This window comes from Streptomyces sp. UG1 (assembly GCF_049974585.1).
Taxonomy (GTDB): domain Bacteria; phylum Actinomycetota; class Actinomycetes; order Streptomycetales; family Streptomycetaceae; genus Streptomyces.
In genome coordinates this window covers 72441-86783 of record NZ_JBNGGG010000010.1, presented here as the reverse complement: position 1 = coordinate 86783, position 14343 = coordinate 72441, and the positions used below count along the sequence as shown (strand labels likewise).

Sequence of the window (14343 nt, the reverse complement as noted above, 5' to 3'; positions counted from 1 at the left end):
GCGCCCCGCCCGCCGGGCGCGCACAGCCCTCACGCCGGAGCACCGCGGCCCGCCCGTCCGGCGTCGGCAGTGCGGCGGTGTCAGTCCAGCACCCGCGCCAGATACGCCCGCAGCATCTCCCGCGCCTCCTGAAGGATCCGGTCGTCGCCCTCGGGGGACACCCGGAAGGCCAGGTGGACCAGAGTGTCGGCGGTCTCGACGGCGACCAGGAAGATGCGGCGCAGGTCGTCGTCCGGTTCGCGGTCGAGATAGCCGGAGAGCAGGTCGGTGAGGCGGTCGGCGACGCGGTGGTTGGGTTCGCCGCGGGTGCCGACGGGGATCTGGTTGCCGAAGTCGACGAGGGAGAAGCCGGGCGCGGTGCGCTTCATGGCGATGTACTCCTCGAGCACGGCGTCCATCGCCTCCCGCCAGCCGCCCTCGCCGGTCTCGTCGAGCCGCTCGGTGACACGGGCGGTGTAGCGCTCCAGATTGCGCTGGGCGAGGGCGTCGGCCATCTGCCGCTTGTTGCCGAAGAAGCGGTAGACGGAGCCGATGGGGACGCCTGCCCGCTGGGCGACGGCCCGCGTGCTCAGGTCGTCGTAGCCGACCTCGTCGAGGAGGTCGGCACAGGCGTCGAGGATCCTGGTGAGCCGTTCGGCGCTGCGGCGCTGCACGGGCGCCCGGCGTAGCGATGCTGGATGGGGCACGGTCTTCATGATGCCTTTCCGGCTCGGTCCGGTGAACATCGGCCCCCGGTACGGAGACAGGCACCCGGCGCGCTCAGCGCCGCGGGGGACGCCGTCGGCGTCGCGGTCGTCTCCGCCTCCGATGCCGTGATGTCGGCGGTGCTCTCGACGGGGTCGCCGTCCACCGCCCACACCGTGCCGTCGTCGGCGTACAGCCGGACGGTGACCTGGTGGGTGCCGCGCGGGACGAGGTCGGCCGTCAGGCGGTGGTCGGGGGTGCGCAGCTCGGCGACGAGGCGGCCGTCCACGAAGAGACGGGCGACCCCGCGCCCGGCCACGGCCTGCGGCTTCGCGCCGACGGGCGAGAAGCGGAAGTCGCGCACCGTCAGCCGTACGTCCCAGCCTCCCGGGGTGCCGCCGTCCGTGTCCGGCTGCACCTCTATGGCGACCTGGGGAGCCTCGTCCTCGGCCACCTCGCGATAGTGCCGCCCGTCGTCGTCGGTGTCGTCGAGGACCTTGCCCACCGGGGAGGGCGAGACGCTGCCCTCCCCCGGATCCCGGGCAGTACCGGAGCCGCAGCCCGCGGATCCGGTCAGCAGGACACAGACCGCGAGCGCGGCGAGCAGGGTCCGCGTCCACGACATGCCCGGAGAGTAGAACACCGGTCCGACAGCCGGATCCCCCTTGAGTCGGGTTGGGGTCCGGTTCCGGTCGTACCCCCAGAGGAGGACCGGCGGATCTCTTGCGCCCGGGAAATCGCAATCCTATGGTGAGACATAGGAATCAGGATCCCAAGGGAGTGATCATGAACGGGGACGCGCGGAAGACCGCGGAAGGGCTGACCTACCTCTCCGGTTTCGGCAACGAGCACAGTTCGGAGGCGGTGCCGGGCGCCCTTCCCCAGGGGCGCAACTCGCCCCAGCGCGCCCCGCTGGGCCTCTACGCCGAGCAGCTCAGCGGTACGGCGTTCACCGAGCCGAGGGCGCACAACCGCCGCTCGTGGCTCTACCGCATCCGCCCGTCGGCCGCCCACCCGGCGTTCACGCGCACCGACAACGGCGCGATCCGTACGGCGCCCTTCACGGACTCGGTGCCGGACCCGAACCGCCTGCGCTGGAACCCGCTGCCCGAGCCCGCGCCCGGCACCGACTTCCTCGCCGGCCTGTGGACCCTGGGCGGCAACGGCGACGCGACCCGGCGCACCGGCATGGCCGTGCACCTGTATCACGCCAACTCCTCGATGGACCGCGTCTTCAGCGACGCCGACGGCGAGCTGCTGATCGTGCCCGAGCGCGGCGGGCTGCTGCTGCGCACGGAGTTCGGGCTGCTGCATGTGGAGCCGGCACAGGTGGCGCTGATCCCTCGTGGGGTGCGCTTCCGTGTGGAGCTGCTGGACGAGTCGGCGCGTGGCTATGTGTGCGAGAACTATGGGGCGCCCTTCCACCTCCCCGACCTCGGTCCCATCGGCGCCAACGGCCTCGCGAACGCCCGGGACTTCTTGGCGCCGGTCGCCGCGTACGAGGACGTCGAGGGCCCGGTGGAGGTGGTGAACAAGTACTGCGGCAACCTCTGGACGGCCACCTACGACCACACACCCCTCGACGTGGTCGCCTGGCACGGCAACCATGTGCCGTACATCTATGATCTGCGCCGTTTCAATGTGATCGGCACCATCTCCTACGACCACCCGGACCCGTCGATCTTCACCGTCCTGACGTCCCCGTCGGACACCCCGGGCCTCGCGGGCGTCGACTTCGTGGTCTTCGCGCCGCGCTGGCTGGTGGGCGAGGACACCTTCCGGCCGCCGTACTTCCACCGGAACGTGATGAGCGAGTACATGGGCCTCATCGAGGGCGCCTACGACGCGAAGACTGCCGGTCCTGGGGGCTTTGTGCCGGGCGGCGGCTCGCTGCACAACATGATGTCGGCGCACGGCCCGGACCGGGAGACGTTCGACAGGGCGAGCGCCGCCGAGCTCAAGCCGCAGAAGATCGACGACGGTCTGGCGTTCATGTTCGAGACCCGCTGGCCGGTGACGCTGACCCCGCAGTCGGCCGGCGCCGACCATCTGCAGCAGCGCTACGACGACGTCTGGCGGGGCATGGAGCGCCACTTTCGCCCCTTGCCCTGAAGATCCCCAACCGGTACGGATGGCCCCGTGACCTCCTTCGCCCCGGACTCGATCGTCCTGAACCGCAAGCTGCCGCTCTGGTACCAGGTGTCGCAGTCGCTGCGCGCCTCCATACTGGGCCGCCGCCCGCAGGACCCGCTGCGGCTGCCCACCGAGGAGCAGTTGGCGGAGCACTACGGCGTGAGCGTGCTGACCATGCGGCAGGCGCTGAAGGAGCTGGAGGACGAGGGCCTGATCACGCGGCACCGCAGACGCGGCACGTTCATCGAGCCGGACGCCCGCCGGGGCGCCCCCGTGCGGCTGCTCGGCTCGGTGGACGCGATCGTGGCCCAGCAGTCCGGCATGACGACCGAGCTGCTGGACCACGGCCGGGGGCCGGTGCCGGCCGAACTCGCCGAGTACTTCCCGGACCTCGACGAGGTGGCGACGTACCACCGCCTGCGCAGCGACGAGAAGACGGGCGAGCCGACCAACCACGCCCGCAACTACGTCCGCCCCGAACTGGCCGCGCACATCGACCTGGGCGACCTGGTCCGCTGGCCGATGACCAAGGTCCTGCGGGACGTCGTCGGGGCGGACATCAGCCGCATCACGGACACGGTGGAGGCGCGGCTGGCCGACCCCGAGACGGCGAAGCTGCTCCAAGTCCCGCTGCTGAGCCCGATCCTGCACTACACGGGCGTGACGTACGACGCGGACGGGCGTGTGCTGGACGCGGCGGTCATCCACTACCGGGGCGACCGCTTCTCCTTCACGGTGACCTTGGAGGCGACCTGACCCCGCTGTCGCAGCCAAGTCGTACGATGCCCAGCGTGACGCACGACGACGCTCCGCCGCTGGCGGACCTCATGCCGTGGTCCGTCGCACCGCCGCGGCTCGGCCGGGGGTGGCCGACGGGCCCCGACGCGGCGTCCCTGAAGGCCCGCTGGGACGCCTTCGTGAAGGCCGAGGGACCGGACCGGGAGGCCCTGCTGGAGCCGACGCGCTCGCGCACGCTGCACTCGGCGGTCGGACAGCTGCCGGGCCGGTCCACCGGCACCGAGAAGCTGATCCGCGCCTCGGGCCCCTGCCCGGAGCCGGTACGCGTCCTGCACGGGCCCTTCGACGAGCAGTGGCTGATCCCCGACCACCGGCTGATCGACGCGGCCCGCCCCGAACTGTGGCGCGTGGCGGACGAGCAGCAGATCTTCGTCCTGGAGACCCCTCAGTCCCGCCTGCTGGCGACCTCGCTCCTCCCGCTGCTCCGCCCGGGCCGCGTCCGGCCGCTGTACCGCCGCCCGGGCGGCACGGAACCCAATCTGGCGCCGGGCCTCCTGGAGCACCTCAGCGACCGGCTCGGCGGACCGGTCGAGCCGGTGGACGTCCTGGCCTGGACGCTGGCCGCCGTACGCCCCGACCTCACCGTCCCCCTCACCGGCGACCCCGAACTGTGGGCCCACGGCGTGGAGTCGGGCCGGCGCGCCCTGTGGCTGATGCGCCGCGACGGTGACCGCCCGAAGCTGCCCGGCGGCCGCCGTCCGTACGTCCGCGCGCCGCTCCCGGCCCGTCCGCCGGCCCTCGAGTACGACCGCGAGGAGGAGGCCCTGCTGCTGGGCGAGGGCCGTATCTCACCGGTGCCGCCTCAGGCCTGGGACTTCGAGGTGTCCGGCGTGAAGGTGCTGGAGCAGTGGTTCACCGCCCGCGTCATGGAGCCCGAGCCGGGCACCCTGGCGGCGATCCGCCCGGCGACCTGGCCGCAGGCCTGGACATCGGAGCTGCTGGAGCTGATCACGGTCCTGGCCCTGCTGGCGGAACTCCAGCCGCTCGACCCCGAGTCGACGTCTCCCGTCACCGCGACCGACCTCCGCAAGGCGGGAGTCCTGCCGGTCCCGGAACCGGCCCGCAGGCCGGCGTCGGTGCTGGACGGGCACGAGGAGGGCCCGGAGGGTCAGCTCGCGTTGATCTAACGCAGGCTCGGGTCGAAGGCGTCCAGCACCCGTTCCAGCGCCCGCCGGAACACCGCCTCCAGATCGATCGGCCCGCGGTCCTCCATGAAGGACGCCGCCAGCCGCGGATACTTGCCGGTGGCGACCTGGCTGCCGAGGTAGGCCATGCGGACCGCGTTCTCCTCCTCCTCGGACCAGGGGACGGAACGCGTGCGCTCGGCGGTGGCGATCTCGTTCGCGGTGTACGTCGTCACGACGCCGTTGAGCAGTGCGACCAGTTCCATCTTCACGCTGTACGGGACGTCGAGCGGTTCCAGACAGGCCAGGCAGTGCTCCAGGTAGCGCAGGGTGTTGGGGCTGAAGCCGTACACCCCTGACATCAGACGCGGTACCCAGGTGTGGCGGTGCATGATCGCGCGGGTCTCCTGAGCGTTGCGGATCATGTCCGCGCGCCAGTCGCCCGTCGGCTCCCGGATCTCGTGCTCGGCGCCCACCGCGTCGACCATCAGCTCGTACAGGTCCTCCTTGCGCGGGAGGTAGTTGTACAGCGACATCGTCCCGCAGCCCAGCTCGGCCGCGACATGCCGCATGGACACGCCATCCAGCCCATCGGCGTCGGCGATCCGCACCGCCGCGGCCGCGATGTCCGCGCGCGTGAACGCGGGCCTGGGACCGCGCCCGGTCCGCTCGGGACGCGCCCAGATCACTTGGGGTTCGGCCGCCTTGCCCGCCATCGGTCATCACCTCGGCCACCATCCTAGTTACGTACAACGTACGTAGTGCGCTATGGTCGACCCATGACTTCTACGTACGCTGTACTTAGTGAAGGTTTGGAGAAGCGGTTCGGCGAGGTCCACGCCCTGCGCGGACTCGATCTGGCCGTCGCGCAGGGCACCGTCTGCGGCCTCCTCGGCCCGAACGGCGCGGGCAAGACGACGGCCGTACGGCTCCTGACGACGCTGCTGCGCCCGGACGCAGGCTCGGCCCGGGTCGCCGGGCACGACCTGCTGCGGGACCCGGCGGCCGTACGGCGCGGCATCGGCGTCACCGGGCAGTACGCGTCGGTCGACGGCGATCTGACCGGCCGCGAGAACCTCCGGCTGTTCGCCCGGCTGCACCGGGTGCGCGGCCCGGCCGAGCGGGCCGGTGAGCTCCTTGACCGCTTCGGGCTGACCGAGGCGGCCGACCGGCCGGTGTCCACGTACTCGGGCGGGATGCGCCGCCGCCTCGACCTCGCGGCGAGCCTCGTGCGCCGTCCCGACGTGCTGTTCCTCGACGAGCCCACGACCGGACTCGACCCGGCCAGCCGCAACCGGATCTGGGAGGCGGTGAGGGAGTTGACCGCCGACGGCACCACCGTGCTGCTGACCACGCAGTATCTGGAGGAGGCCGACCAACTCGCCGACACCATCGCCCTGATGGACCGGGGACAGGTCGCGCACACGGGTTCGCCGAGCCAGTTCAAGGCGGCGATCGGCGCGCACGTCGAGGTCGTCGTCACCGACGCCGACGTCATGGCGAAGGCGGCGGCCGTGCTGGATCAACTCACCGGCGCCGAGCCGTCGTTCGACCACGAGCGGCGCGCGGTCGGCGCGGTCACCCGGGACGCCACGCTCACCCTCCCCCGCCTGGTGCGTGAACTGGACGCGGCGGGCGTGCCGTTGCTCGACGCGCGCATCGAACCGCCGACACTCGACGACGTCTTCCTGCGACTCACCGAGGAGCGTGCCGCATGACCACCCTGGCCTACGACGGCGGCGCGATGCTGGGCCGGCAGTTGCGGCGGCTGCGCAACAACCCGGGCCTGCTGATCCTGACCCAGACCATGCCGATCACCATGCTGCTGTTCTTCGGCTATGTCTTCGGCAGCGCGCTGGCGATGCCCGGCGAGCAGTACCGCTCCTTCCTGGTGCCGGGGCTGCTGGTGGCGACCGCGGCGAACGGGATCATGACCGGGATGTTCCAGGCCGCCCAGGACACCCACCGGGGCGTGATGGACCGTCTGAGGACGCTGCCGATGAGCCGGGCCGCCGTACCGCTCGGACAGGCGGCCGCGGATCTCGTCGTCACGGCCGCGGGGACGGTGCCGTTCCTGCTGGTCGGGCTCGCGGTGGGCTGGCGGATCGAGGGGTCGGCGCCCGCAGCGGTGGGCGCGGTGGGGCTATTGCTGCTGTTCCGGTTCGCGACGACGTGGGTCGGGATCTTCCTGGGGCTGCTCACCAGGAACGAGGAGGCCGCCGGTCAGCTCGGCGGGGCGACCTTCGTCCTGCCGCTGCTGTCCAACGCGTACATCCCGACCGACGGACTGCCGGGCTGGCTGCGCGCACTCGCCGAGTGGAATCCGATCAGCGCGGTCACGACGGCCCTGCGGGACCTGTTCGGCAACGCTCCGGTGCCGGACGACGCCGCCTGGCCGGTCGCGCATCCCGTCGCCGGGTCACTCGCCTGGTGCGCGGCGCTGATCGTGGTGTTCGCGCCGCTCGCGGTACGCCGGTACGCGCGCGGCGAGCGCTGACGTACCGGATGCGGGGTGGGGAGAGCCGGGGGACGTGCCCGCGCCCGGGTGGTGCTCCGGGGGCGCCGACGCGTGCCGTTGGGGATGACGGCGGCGGCAGCGCGGTACGGCGCCGGGACGTGTGGTGCGCCGGGCGCGGGCCTGGAGGTCGTTCGGGGGACGCCGGGTGCGAGTCAGCGCCCGCCGAACAGCGAACGCCGGAGCCGACGCAGCGGGGCGAACAGCGAGACGCGACGGACGCGTGCACCCCGGTCGCTGCGCTCGTGCGCGACGTCACGCGTGGTCAGCTCGCGCATCAGTGACGTCGCCTCGGCCGCCTCCCCCTGCGGCACGGCGGGTCCCGCCAGTACCGAGAGATGGCGGTCGAGACGCGAACTGGTCGCGTTGCTCCCGCAGGTGATCGCAGGGACCCTGGCCCTGCTGCGCACTGTTATCTGATCCATGTCACTCCCCACCCGTACGAGTCCACCCGGCCCGGGCAGGTTAACCCTATCGCCCCAGTGCGGCACTCGTGTATCGCGGTCACAGGATTCACCTTCCCCGTAAGGGTGTTGACGACCCGTCCTTGATTACTCTCCGAATCCAACCGATTTCAGGGCGAGTTGGACAACGGGCTGGCTGGTGGGCTGTGGTGATCCGCCGTCGGGCTCGACGGTCACAGCCAGTGATGTCGCCGACTTGTCGAGACCGGATGCGAGCAAGGGCGTGTCGCCGTCGAAAAGGCCCAAGGAGCGTGGTTGCACATCGGGGCGCATGAGCCAGAGCTGGTGCACCCGGCCGCTGGGCAACTCGCCGTATCCGCTCAGAGTGACGACCGCGCGCCCCTCCGATGCGGAGGCGACCACTCCGATGGTGCGGCCCTGAGCGTCCTCGCCGGCGGTCGCCCGGGCGTCGGGTGCGCCGAGAACGTTAGCGATCTCACTCGCCCGGGCGCGCTGGGCGTCCAGCTCGTCCTGTGTCCGGTCGGCCTGGACGGCGAAGAGGGAGGCGACGACGAGCGCCGCGGCGGCGGTGACCGTGGCGAACGGCACGAGCAAGGGGCGCGCCCTGGGCGCACGGGTGCGCGGCGGTGGCCGGGTGCCCCACACATGCGGCGGCAACTGGGTGGCACGCGCGGGTGCCTGCTCCCGCCCGGCGGGCTCCTGGGGAGTGGCGCGTACGGCGGCCAGGACCCGGTCGCGCATCGCGGCCGGCGGCGCGGCGGCCGTCGACCAGGCGAGGCGGACGGCGTCCTCGGACAGGGCGCGCACCTCGGCGGCGCAGACGACGCAGTTCTTCAGGTGCTTCTCGAAGCGGAGCCGTTCGCCGGGCTCCAGTGCGTCGAGGGCGTAGGGGGCGGCGAGGGAGTGCAGGTCCTCGCGCCGCAGGAGGCGGCCGACGAAGCTCATGCGACACCTCCCAGGCACTTGCGCAACTGGATGAGTCCGTCGCGCATCCGGGTCTTGACCGTGCCCAGCGGCAGGGAGAGCCGCTCGGCCACTTCACGGTAGGTGTAGCCGTCGTAGTAGGCGAGGGTGACGGACTGGCGCTGGAGGGCGGTCAGCCGGTCGAGGCAGCGGCGCACCCACTCGCGTTCCAGGCCCGCCTCGACCTCCTCGGCGACGTGGTCGAAGGCCGGGTGGTTGGCGCGCAGCGCCTCCCGCTGCTCGCGTTCGCCGGCCGCGCGGGCGCTGCGCACCCGGTCGACGGCGCGGCGGTGGGCGAGGGTGAGGATCCAGGACAGGGCGCTGCCCCGGCCGGGGTCGAACTTCGCCGCCGACCGCCACAGTTCCAGCAGCACCTCCTGGGCCACCTCCTCCGACTGGGCCGGGTCGCGCACCACGCGCCGCACCAGCCCGAACACCGGCCCGGAGACCAGTCCGTACAGGTCCTCGAACGCCTTCTGGTCACCGCCCGCCACGAGCACGAGCAGCTCGTCCGCGTCCAACTCGTCTCCCCCTCCAGCCAGTCCGCATGTCGGCCTCCTCGCCCCACGAGGTATTCGCAACGAACCCACCTCCGGATGGGGTTACGGATCAGCGGGCCGAAAACGCGGGTGGTCCGCCGATGAAACAAGTTTTCAGTTCGCCCGTAAGAACGCTTGAGATTTCGACCAATCCACTCGGGCGACGGCTCCGAATCGGGTTCGTCAGGCAAGTTGGCACTGAGGACGGACGGCATGACACCTATTTCCAGGAGCGGAGCGGGACGCAGGAGCCTCGCGACCCTTGTGTGTGGTGCGCTGGCCGCCGGCGGGCTCGCAGCCGCCGGCGTGACCGCGCTGGAACCGGGGGCGGCCTCCGCCTCCAGCCACCGGGAGGCCCCGCTGATCTCGGGGACGCCGCAGTACGACAACACGGACGTGTACGCGTTCGTCAGCCCGGACAAGCCGGACACGACGACGATCGTCGCCAACTGGATCCCCTTCGAGGAGCCGGCCGGCGGACCGAACTTCTTCACGTTCGCCGAGGACGCCCAGTACGACCTCCACATCGACAACGACGGTGACGCGCAGGGCGACCTGCTCTACCGCTTCACCTTCGACACGCATGTCAAGAACGAGAAGACGTTCCTGTACAACACCGGTCCGGTCGAGAGCCTGGACGATCCCGACCTCAACATCACGCAGACGTACGACATCGAGCTGATCAAGCTCAAGAAGCAGAAGCTGGTGTCGAAGACGAAGATCGCGAACGATGTGCCGGTGGCGCCCTCGAACGTCGGCAGGGCGTCGATGCCGGACTACGCCAAGCTGCGCGAGCAGGCCGTCCACGAGCTCCACGGCGGCACGACGACGTTCGCCGGGCAGGCCGACGACCCCTTCTTCCTCGACCTGCGGGTCTTCGACCTGCTGTACGGCGGGAACCTCTCCGAGGTCGGCAACGACACGCTCAAGGGCTACAACGTCAACTCGATAGCCCTGCAGGTCCCCAACCACATGATCGCCGAGTCGGCGGACCAGCCGATCGTCGGCATCTGGTCGACGACGCAGCGCCAGAACGCCAAGGGCTACTACGAGCAGGTCTCGCGGCTGGGCAACCCGCTGGTCAACGAGGTCGTCAACCCGCTGAAGGACAAGGACAAGTTCAACGCGTCCGCGCCGTGGGACGACGCGCAGTTCCTGAAGAACGTCACCAACCCCGAGCTGCCGAAGCTCATCGAGGCGATCTACAAGATCCCGGCGCCGGACGAGCCGCGCGAGGACCTGGTCGACGTCTTCCTCAAGGGCGTCAAGGACCTCAACCAGCCGCCGCACGTCACCCCGTCGGAGATGCTGCGCCTGAACACCTCGATCAAGCCCACGGACGAGCCCAAGCGGCTCGGCGTCCTCGACGGCGACAACGCGGGCTTCCCGAACGGCCGCCGCCTCACCGACGACGTGATCGACGCCTCCCTCCAGGTCGTCGAGGGTGAACTCCTCGGCGCCAAGAACGACTTGGGCGACGCGGTCGACAAGAACGACAAGGAGTTCGAGAAGGCCTTCCCGTACGTCGCCCTGCCGACCGAGGGTTCGCGCGGCCCGCTCGCCAAGGGCACCGACGGCGAGACCGACGTGCGCAGCCAGCTCGGCGACGCGCTCCAGCCGGCGGGCGCCGCGGGCGACAAGGCCAACATGACCCTGATCGCCGGGTCGGCAGGGGCCGGCGCACTGGGTGTCCTGCTGATCGGCATGGCCCTGCTGTGGTGGCGCCGGATGCGGGACCGGGCGTACTGAGCCCCGTTCCCCCCCCAAGAAAGCTGGCGCGGCCCGCGAAGTACTCATCCCCCACGGCGCGGGCCGCGCCGCCGCACGCAACGACGGTTCCTGAGCACCCGATCGAGGAGAGGGCATGGCCCCGCGCACGAACGACACCCCGCCGGAGAACGAGGGGAACGACGGGAACGACAAGCGCGTCGCCGCCGTACGCCGCGTGCGTGCTCTCCAGCCCGTCCGGCGTTTGAGGACGAGGCCCGTTCAGGGCCGAAGCGGGGGTCTGGGGGCGCAGCCCCCAGAAGGGCCCGGGGTCGAAGGGGCGGAGCCCTTTCAGGATGGGACGGGTAGGGGCGGCGGGGGCGAGAAAAAGAACGGCCAGCGCATCACCGCCGTACGCCGCGCCGCCGCAGCCGCCCGAGGCCACCGCACCCTGCACCTCGCAAGCTGCGCGGCCCTGCTGGCCATAGCCCTCACCGCCGGCGCCATCGCCCTCGGCGCCGCACGCGACAACGACGACCGCAGCATCGCCCCCGCCTCCGCCGCCCTCTCCCCGGGCCTCCTCTCCGGCGGCGACCTCGACGCCGGCATCGCCTCCCTCCAGTCCCACCTGCGCGACCAGCCGAGGGACTTCAGCAGTTGGGCGACCCTGGGCCTGGCGTACGTGGAACAGGCCCGCACCAAGGGCGACCCCTCCCGCTACCCCCAGGCCGAACGGGCCTTCAAGCGATCGCTCGCGCTGAAGTCCGACAACGACCAGGCCCTGGCCGGCCGCGCCGCCCTCGCCGCGGCCCGGCACGACTTCGAGGACGCCCTGAACCACGCCGACCGGGCCCTGGAGGTGAACCCCTACAGCGAACGCGCCCTGTGCAGCCGCGTGGACGCCCTCGTCGAACTCGGCCGCTACGAAGACGCCGCCAAGGCCGCCGACACCGCCGACGACCGCCGCCCCGGCATCCCGGTCTTCACGCGGTACGCGTATGTGCACGAGCTGCGCGGCGACGTCCGCACGGCCGAGCGCGTGCTGGAGCAGGCCCTCTCCTCCGCGATCGCCCCGGGTGACATCGCCTACGTCGCCGCCCAGCTCGGCCAACTCGCCTGGAACCAGGGCGACTACGAAGCGGCCCTCACCCACTACGCCCGCGCCCTCGCCGCCGACGAGAGCCACCTCCCCGCCCTGGAGGGCCGCGCCCGCGCCCAGTCGGCGAGCGGCGACAGGGAAGGTGCGCTCAAGAGCCTGCGGGACGTGGTCTCCCGCTACCCCCTCCCCGGCCCCCTCGTCGAGCTCGGCGAGCTGTACGAGGCGGCCGGCGACCAGGCCAAGGCCGAGGACCATTACGCCCTGGTCGACGCCTGGACGGCCCTCGCCCGCGCCAACGGCGTCAACGCCGACCTGGACACTGCCCTCGCGGCCGCCGACCACGGCGACAAGGCCTCCGCGCTGCGCGCCGCCCGCGCCGAGTGGGACCGCCGCCGCACCGTGCACACCGCGGACGCCCTCGCCTGGGCGCTGCACGTCAACGGCAAGGACGAGGAAGCCCTCCGCTACGCCCGCGAGGCCACGGCGACCGGCTACCGCAACGCCGCGTTCCGCTACCACCGCGGCATCATCGAGCGCGCCGCGGGCAACGCCGACGACGCCCGCGAGCACCTCCGCGCCGCGCTGAAGCTCAACCCGGGCTTCTCGCCGCTGGGCGCCCAGGAGGCCCGTAAGGCGCTCAAGGACCTGGAGGCGGCCAAGTGACCCCTCGTCGGCTGTTCGCCTCCGGCGCCGCCGTCCTCACGGCGGCCTGCGCGCTCACGCTGCTGCCCGTCACCGACGCGAGCGCGCACCCTCTCGGCAACTTCACCGTCAACCGCTACGACGGCCTGGTCGCCGCCCCCGGCGAGCTGCGCGTCCACCATGTCGAGGACCTCGCCGAGATCCCGGCGACCCAGGCCGAGCCCGACATCGAGAAGGCGGGCATGGCCGAGTGGGCCCGGCAGCGGTGCGCGAACGCCGCGCGGGACAGCGAGGTCACCGTGGACGGCCGTACCGTCGAGCTGGCGCTGCACAGCAGCCACGCGCGCGTGCGGCCCGGTCAGGCGGGGCTCGACACGCTCCGGGTGGAGTGCCGGCTGACGGCACCGCTCCCCGAGGACGCGACGGTCACCCTCGGCTTCCGTGGCGCGGGCGCGCGGTCCGGCCCCGGCTGGCGGGAGGTCACGGCACGCGGCGACCGGATGACGCTCACCGCCTCGGACGTGCCGAAGGAGTCGGTCTCCGGCGAACTGACCGAGTACCCCGAGGAGTTGCTCTCCTCCCCCGCCGACACCAGGACGGCCTCCCTGCGCGTCCGCCCCGGCGGCCCCGCCCTGGCCGAGTCCGCGCAGGACGCCCCCGGCGCCTCCGTGCTGCCGCGCGGCGCCGACCGCTGGACGCGTGCCCTGGACGGCCTGGTCTCCCGCCACGACCTCACCGTCGGCTTCGCCGCGCTCGCCCTGCTGATCGCGGTCTTCCTGGGCGCGATGCACGCGCTCGCCCCGGGCCACGGCAAGACCATCATGGCCGCGGTGGCGACGGCACGCGGCGGCCGGGCGCGTCTGAAGGACGTCATGCCCCTGGCCGCCTCGGTGACGGTCACCCACACCCTGGGCGTGGTCGCCCTGGGCCTGCTGATCACGGCCGGTTCGGCGGCGGCGCCGTCGGTGATCACCTGGCTGGGCATGGCGAGCGGCGCCCTGGTGATCGCGGCGGGCGCGACCCTCGTACGCCGGGCCTGGCACCTCCGCAAACACGGGTACGGGCACGGACACGACCACACGCACGATCACGACCACGACCACAACGACCACCCGCACCCCCACGAACGTCAACCGGTCCTGGTCGCCGCACACACCCACACCGCGACGGAATCCACCGCACCCGCACCGGGCCACGTTCACTCCCCCGAACCCGCACCCGCACACCACCACGAGCACGCCCACTCACACCCCCACAAACACGGCCTGCTCACCCACACCCACGGCGGCCACACCCACACCCACTCCACCGCCCCCACCCTGCGCGGCACGATCCTCCTCGGCTTCGCCGGCGGGCTCGTGCCCAGCCCCTCCGCGGTCGTGGTGCTCGTCGGCGCCGCGGCGCTCGGCAAGGCGTGGTTCGGGCTGCTGCTGGTCGTGGCGTACGGCGTCGGACTCGCCCTCACCCTCACGGCGGCCGGGTTCGCCGTGGTCAAGCTGGGTGGCGGGGTCACCCGCCTCCTGGACCGGCGCCCCCGCTGGACCAGGCACCCGCTCACGGTCTTCCTGCGCAGGACGGCCCCGCTGGCGTCCGCGCTCCTCGTCGTGCTGCTCGGGGCCGGATTGGTGTTCCAGGGGGCGGCATCCGTACTCGGCTGAGCTACTTTTGGGAAGAAAACGCACGGAGTGGAGATTTCGCACGGATGCGAATGGGG

General features: G+C 72.0%; 14 protein-coding genes. 8 read left to right on the top strand and 6 right to left on the bottom strand.

From position 1 onward, the window contains the following. Positions 1-80 precede the first annotated feature (80 nt). On the bottom strand, positions 81-695 hold the full coding sequence (locus ACP4J3_RS13420) for a TetR family transcriptional regulator (protein ID WP_426533801.1): 615 nt from the start codon (positions 693-695) through the stop codon (positions 81-83). Then, complete coding sequence (locus ACP4J3_RS13415) at positions 692-1309, bottom strand: hypothetical protein (protein ID WP_426533799.1); 618 nt, start codon at positions 1307-1309, stop codon at positions 692-694. The genes ACP4J3_RS13420 and ACP4J3_RS13415 overlap by 4 nt, the downstream gene beginning before the upstream one ends. Before the next feature lie 161 nt (positions 1310-1470). Between ACP4J3_RS13415 and hmgA the strand changes: the two genes are divergently transcribed. The 3 genes from hmgA to ACP4J3_RS13400 are packed head-to-tail and all read left to right on the top strand — an operon-like array spanning position 1471 to position 4742. Next, entirely contained in the window at positions 1471-2796 is a 1326-nt protein-coding gene (gene hmgA, locus ACP4J3_RS13410; protein WP_426533797.1) for a homogentisate 1,2-dioxygenase, read from the top strand. 27 nt (positions 2797-2823) lie between these two features. Continuing rightward, positions 2824-3573: a GntR family transcriptional regulator gene (locus ACP4J3_RS13405; RefSeq protein ID WP_426533795.1), complete on the top strand. Its 750-nt coding sequence runs from the start codon at positions 2824-2826 to the stop codon at positions 3571-3573. Positions 3574-3599: 26 nt separating this feature from the next. Next, on the top strand, positions 3600-4742 hold the full coding sequence (locus tag ACP4J3_RS13400; protein WP_426533793.1) for a type ISP restriction/modification enzyme: 1143 nt from the start codon (positions 3600-3602) through the stop codon (positions 4740-4742). On the opposite strand, the gene ACP4J3_RS13395 is transcribed toward ACP4J3_RS13400, so the two are convergent. Then, complete coding sequence (locus tag ACP4J3_RS13395; RefSeq protein ID WP_426533791.1) at positions 4739-5455, bottom strand: TetR/AcrR family transcriptional regulator; 717 nt, start codon at positions 5453-5455, stop codon at positions 4739-4741. The two genes, ACP4J3_RS13400 and ACP4J3_RS13395, sit on opposite strands and share 4 nt — an antisense overlap. Positions 5456-5518: 63 nt before the next feature. Between ACP4J3_RS13395 and ACP4J3_RS13390 the strand changes: the two genes are divergently transcribed. Together ACP4J3_RS13390 and ACP4J3_RS13385 are read left to right on the top strand one after the other, a co-directional pair. Next, complete coding sequence (locus tag ACP4J3_RS13390; RefSeq protein ID WP_426533789.1) at positions 5519-6457, top strand: ATP-binding cassette domain-containing protein; 939 nt, start codon at positions 5519-5521, stop codon at positions 6455-6457. Further along, positions 6454-7236, top strand: coding sequence for an ABC transporter permease (locus ACP4J3_RS13385; RefSeq protein WP_426533787.1), 783 nt, complete (start codon positions 6454-6456; stop codon positions 7234-7236). Before ACP4J3_RS13390 ends, ACP4J3_RS13385 begins: the two co-directional genes overlap by 4 nt. A gap of 173 nt (positions 7237-7409) precedes the next feature. Here the strand turns inward: ACP4J3_RS13385 and ACP4J3_RS13380 are convergent, their stop codons facing one another. The 3 genes from ACP4J3_RS13380 to ACP4J3_RS13370 all read right to left on the bottom strand — a co-directional run bounded on the left by ACP4J3_RS13380 (position 7410) and on the right by ACP4J3_RS13370 (position 9163). Further along, complete coding sequence (locus tag ACP4J3_RS13380) at positions 7410-7679, bottom strand: hypothetical protein (RefSeq protein WP_194047985.1); 270 nt, start codon at positions 7677-7679, stop codon at positions 7410-7412. Between the two features lie 126 nt (positions 7680-7805). Next, entirely contained in the window at positions 7806-8624 is an 819-nt protein-coding gene (locus ACP4J3_RS13375; protein ID WP_426533785.1) for an anti-sigma factor, read from the bottom strand. Continuing rightward, positions 8621-9163, bottom strand: a complete 543-nt coding sequence (locus ACP4J3_RS13370; protein ID WP_426533783.1) for a sigma-70 family RNA polymerase sigma factor — start codon at positions 9161-9163, stop codon at positions 8621-8623. The genes ACP4J3_RS13375 and ACP4J3_RS13370 overlap by 4 nt, the downstream gene beginning before the upstream one ends. A gap of 231 nt (positions 9164-9394) precedes the next feature. Between ACP4J3_RS13370 and ACP4J3_RS13365 the strand changes: the two genes are divergently transcribed. The 3 genes from ACP4J3_RS13365 (at position 9395) to ACP4J3_RS13355 (ending at position 14287) form a co-directional block, all read left to right on the top strand. Beyond that, the gene (locus ACP4J3_RS13365; protein WP_426533781.1) at positions 9395-10930 is read left to right on the top strand and encodes a DUF4331 domain-containing protein; all 1536 of its coding nucleotides are present in this window, start codon (positions 9395-9397) and stop codon (positions 10928-10930) included. 115 nt (positions 10931-11045) lie between these two features. Then, positions 11046-12650: a tetratricopeptide repeat protein gene (locus ACP4J3_RS13360; RefSeq protein WP_426533779.1), complete on the top strand. Its 1605-nt coding sequence runs from the start codon at positions 11046-11048 to the stop codon at positions 12648-12650. After that, positions 12647-14287: a nickel transporter gene (locus ACP4J3_RS13355; protein WP_426533777.1), complete on the top strand. Its 1641-nt coding sequence runs from the start codon at positions 12647-12649 to the stop codon at positions 14285-14287. The genes ACP4J3_RS13360 and ACP4J3_RS13355 overlap by 4 nt, the downstream gene beginning before the upstream one ends. The last annotated feature ends 56 nt before the right edge of the window (positions 14288-14343 follow it).

Coding starts and splice junctions, on each gene's coding strand:
- ACP4J3_RS13420 (WP_426533801.1), bottom strand. CDS start 695: ATGAAGACCGTGCCCCATCCAGCATCGCTACGCCGGGCGCCCGTGCAG.
- ACP4J3_RS13390 (WP_426533789.1), top strand. CDS start 5,519: ATGACTTCTACGTACGCTGTACTTAGTGAAGGTTTGGAGAAGCGGTTC.
- ACP4J3_RS13375 (WP_426533785.1), bottom strand. CDS start 8,624: ATGAGCTTCGTCGGCCGCCTCCTGCGGCGCGAGGACCTGCACTCCCTC.
- ACP4J3_RS13415 (WP_426533799.1), bottom strand. CDS start 1,309: ATGTCGTGGACGCGGACCCTGCTCGCCGCGCTCGCGGTCTGTGTCCTG.
- ACP4J3_RS13365 (WP_426533781.1), top strand. CDS start 9,395: ATGACACCTATTTCCAGGAGCGGAGCGGGACGCAGGAGCCTCGCGACC.
- ACP4J3_RS13400 (WP_426533793.1), top strand. CDS start 3,600: ATGCCCAGCGTGACGCACGACGACGCTCCGCCGCTGGCGGACCTCATG.
- ACP4J3_RS13395 (WP_426533791.1), bottom strand. CDS start 5,455: ATGGCGGGCAAGGCGGCCGAACCCCAAGTGATCTGGGCGCGTCCCGAG.
- ACP4J3_RS13360 (WP_426533779.1), top strand. CDS start 11,046: ATGGCCCCGCGCACGAACGACACCCCGCCGGAGAACGAGGGGAACGAC.
- ACP4J3_RS13380 (WP_194047985.1), bottom strand. CDS start 7,679: ATGGATCAGATAACAGTGCGCAGCAGGGCCAGGGTCCCTGCGATCACC.
- hmgA (WP_426533797.1), top strand. CDS start 1,471: ATGAACGGGGACGCGCGGAAGACCGCGGAAGGGCTGACCTACCTCTCC.
- ACP4J3_RS13385 (WP_426533787.1), top strand. CDS start 6,454: ATGACCACCCTGGCCTACGACGGCGGCGCGATGCTGGGCCGGCAGTTG.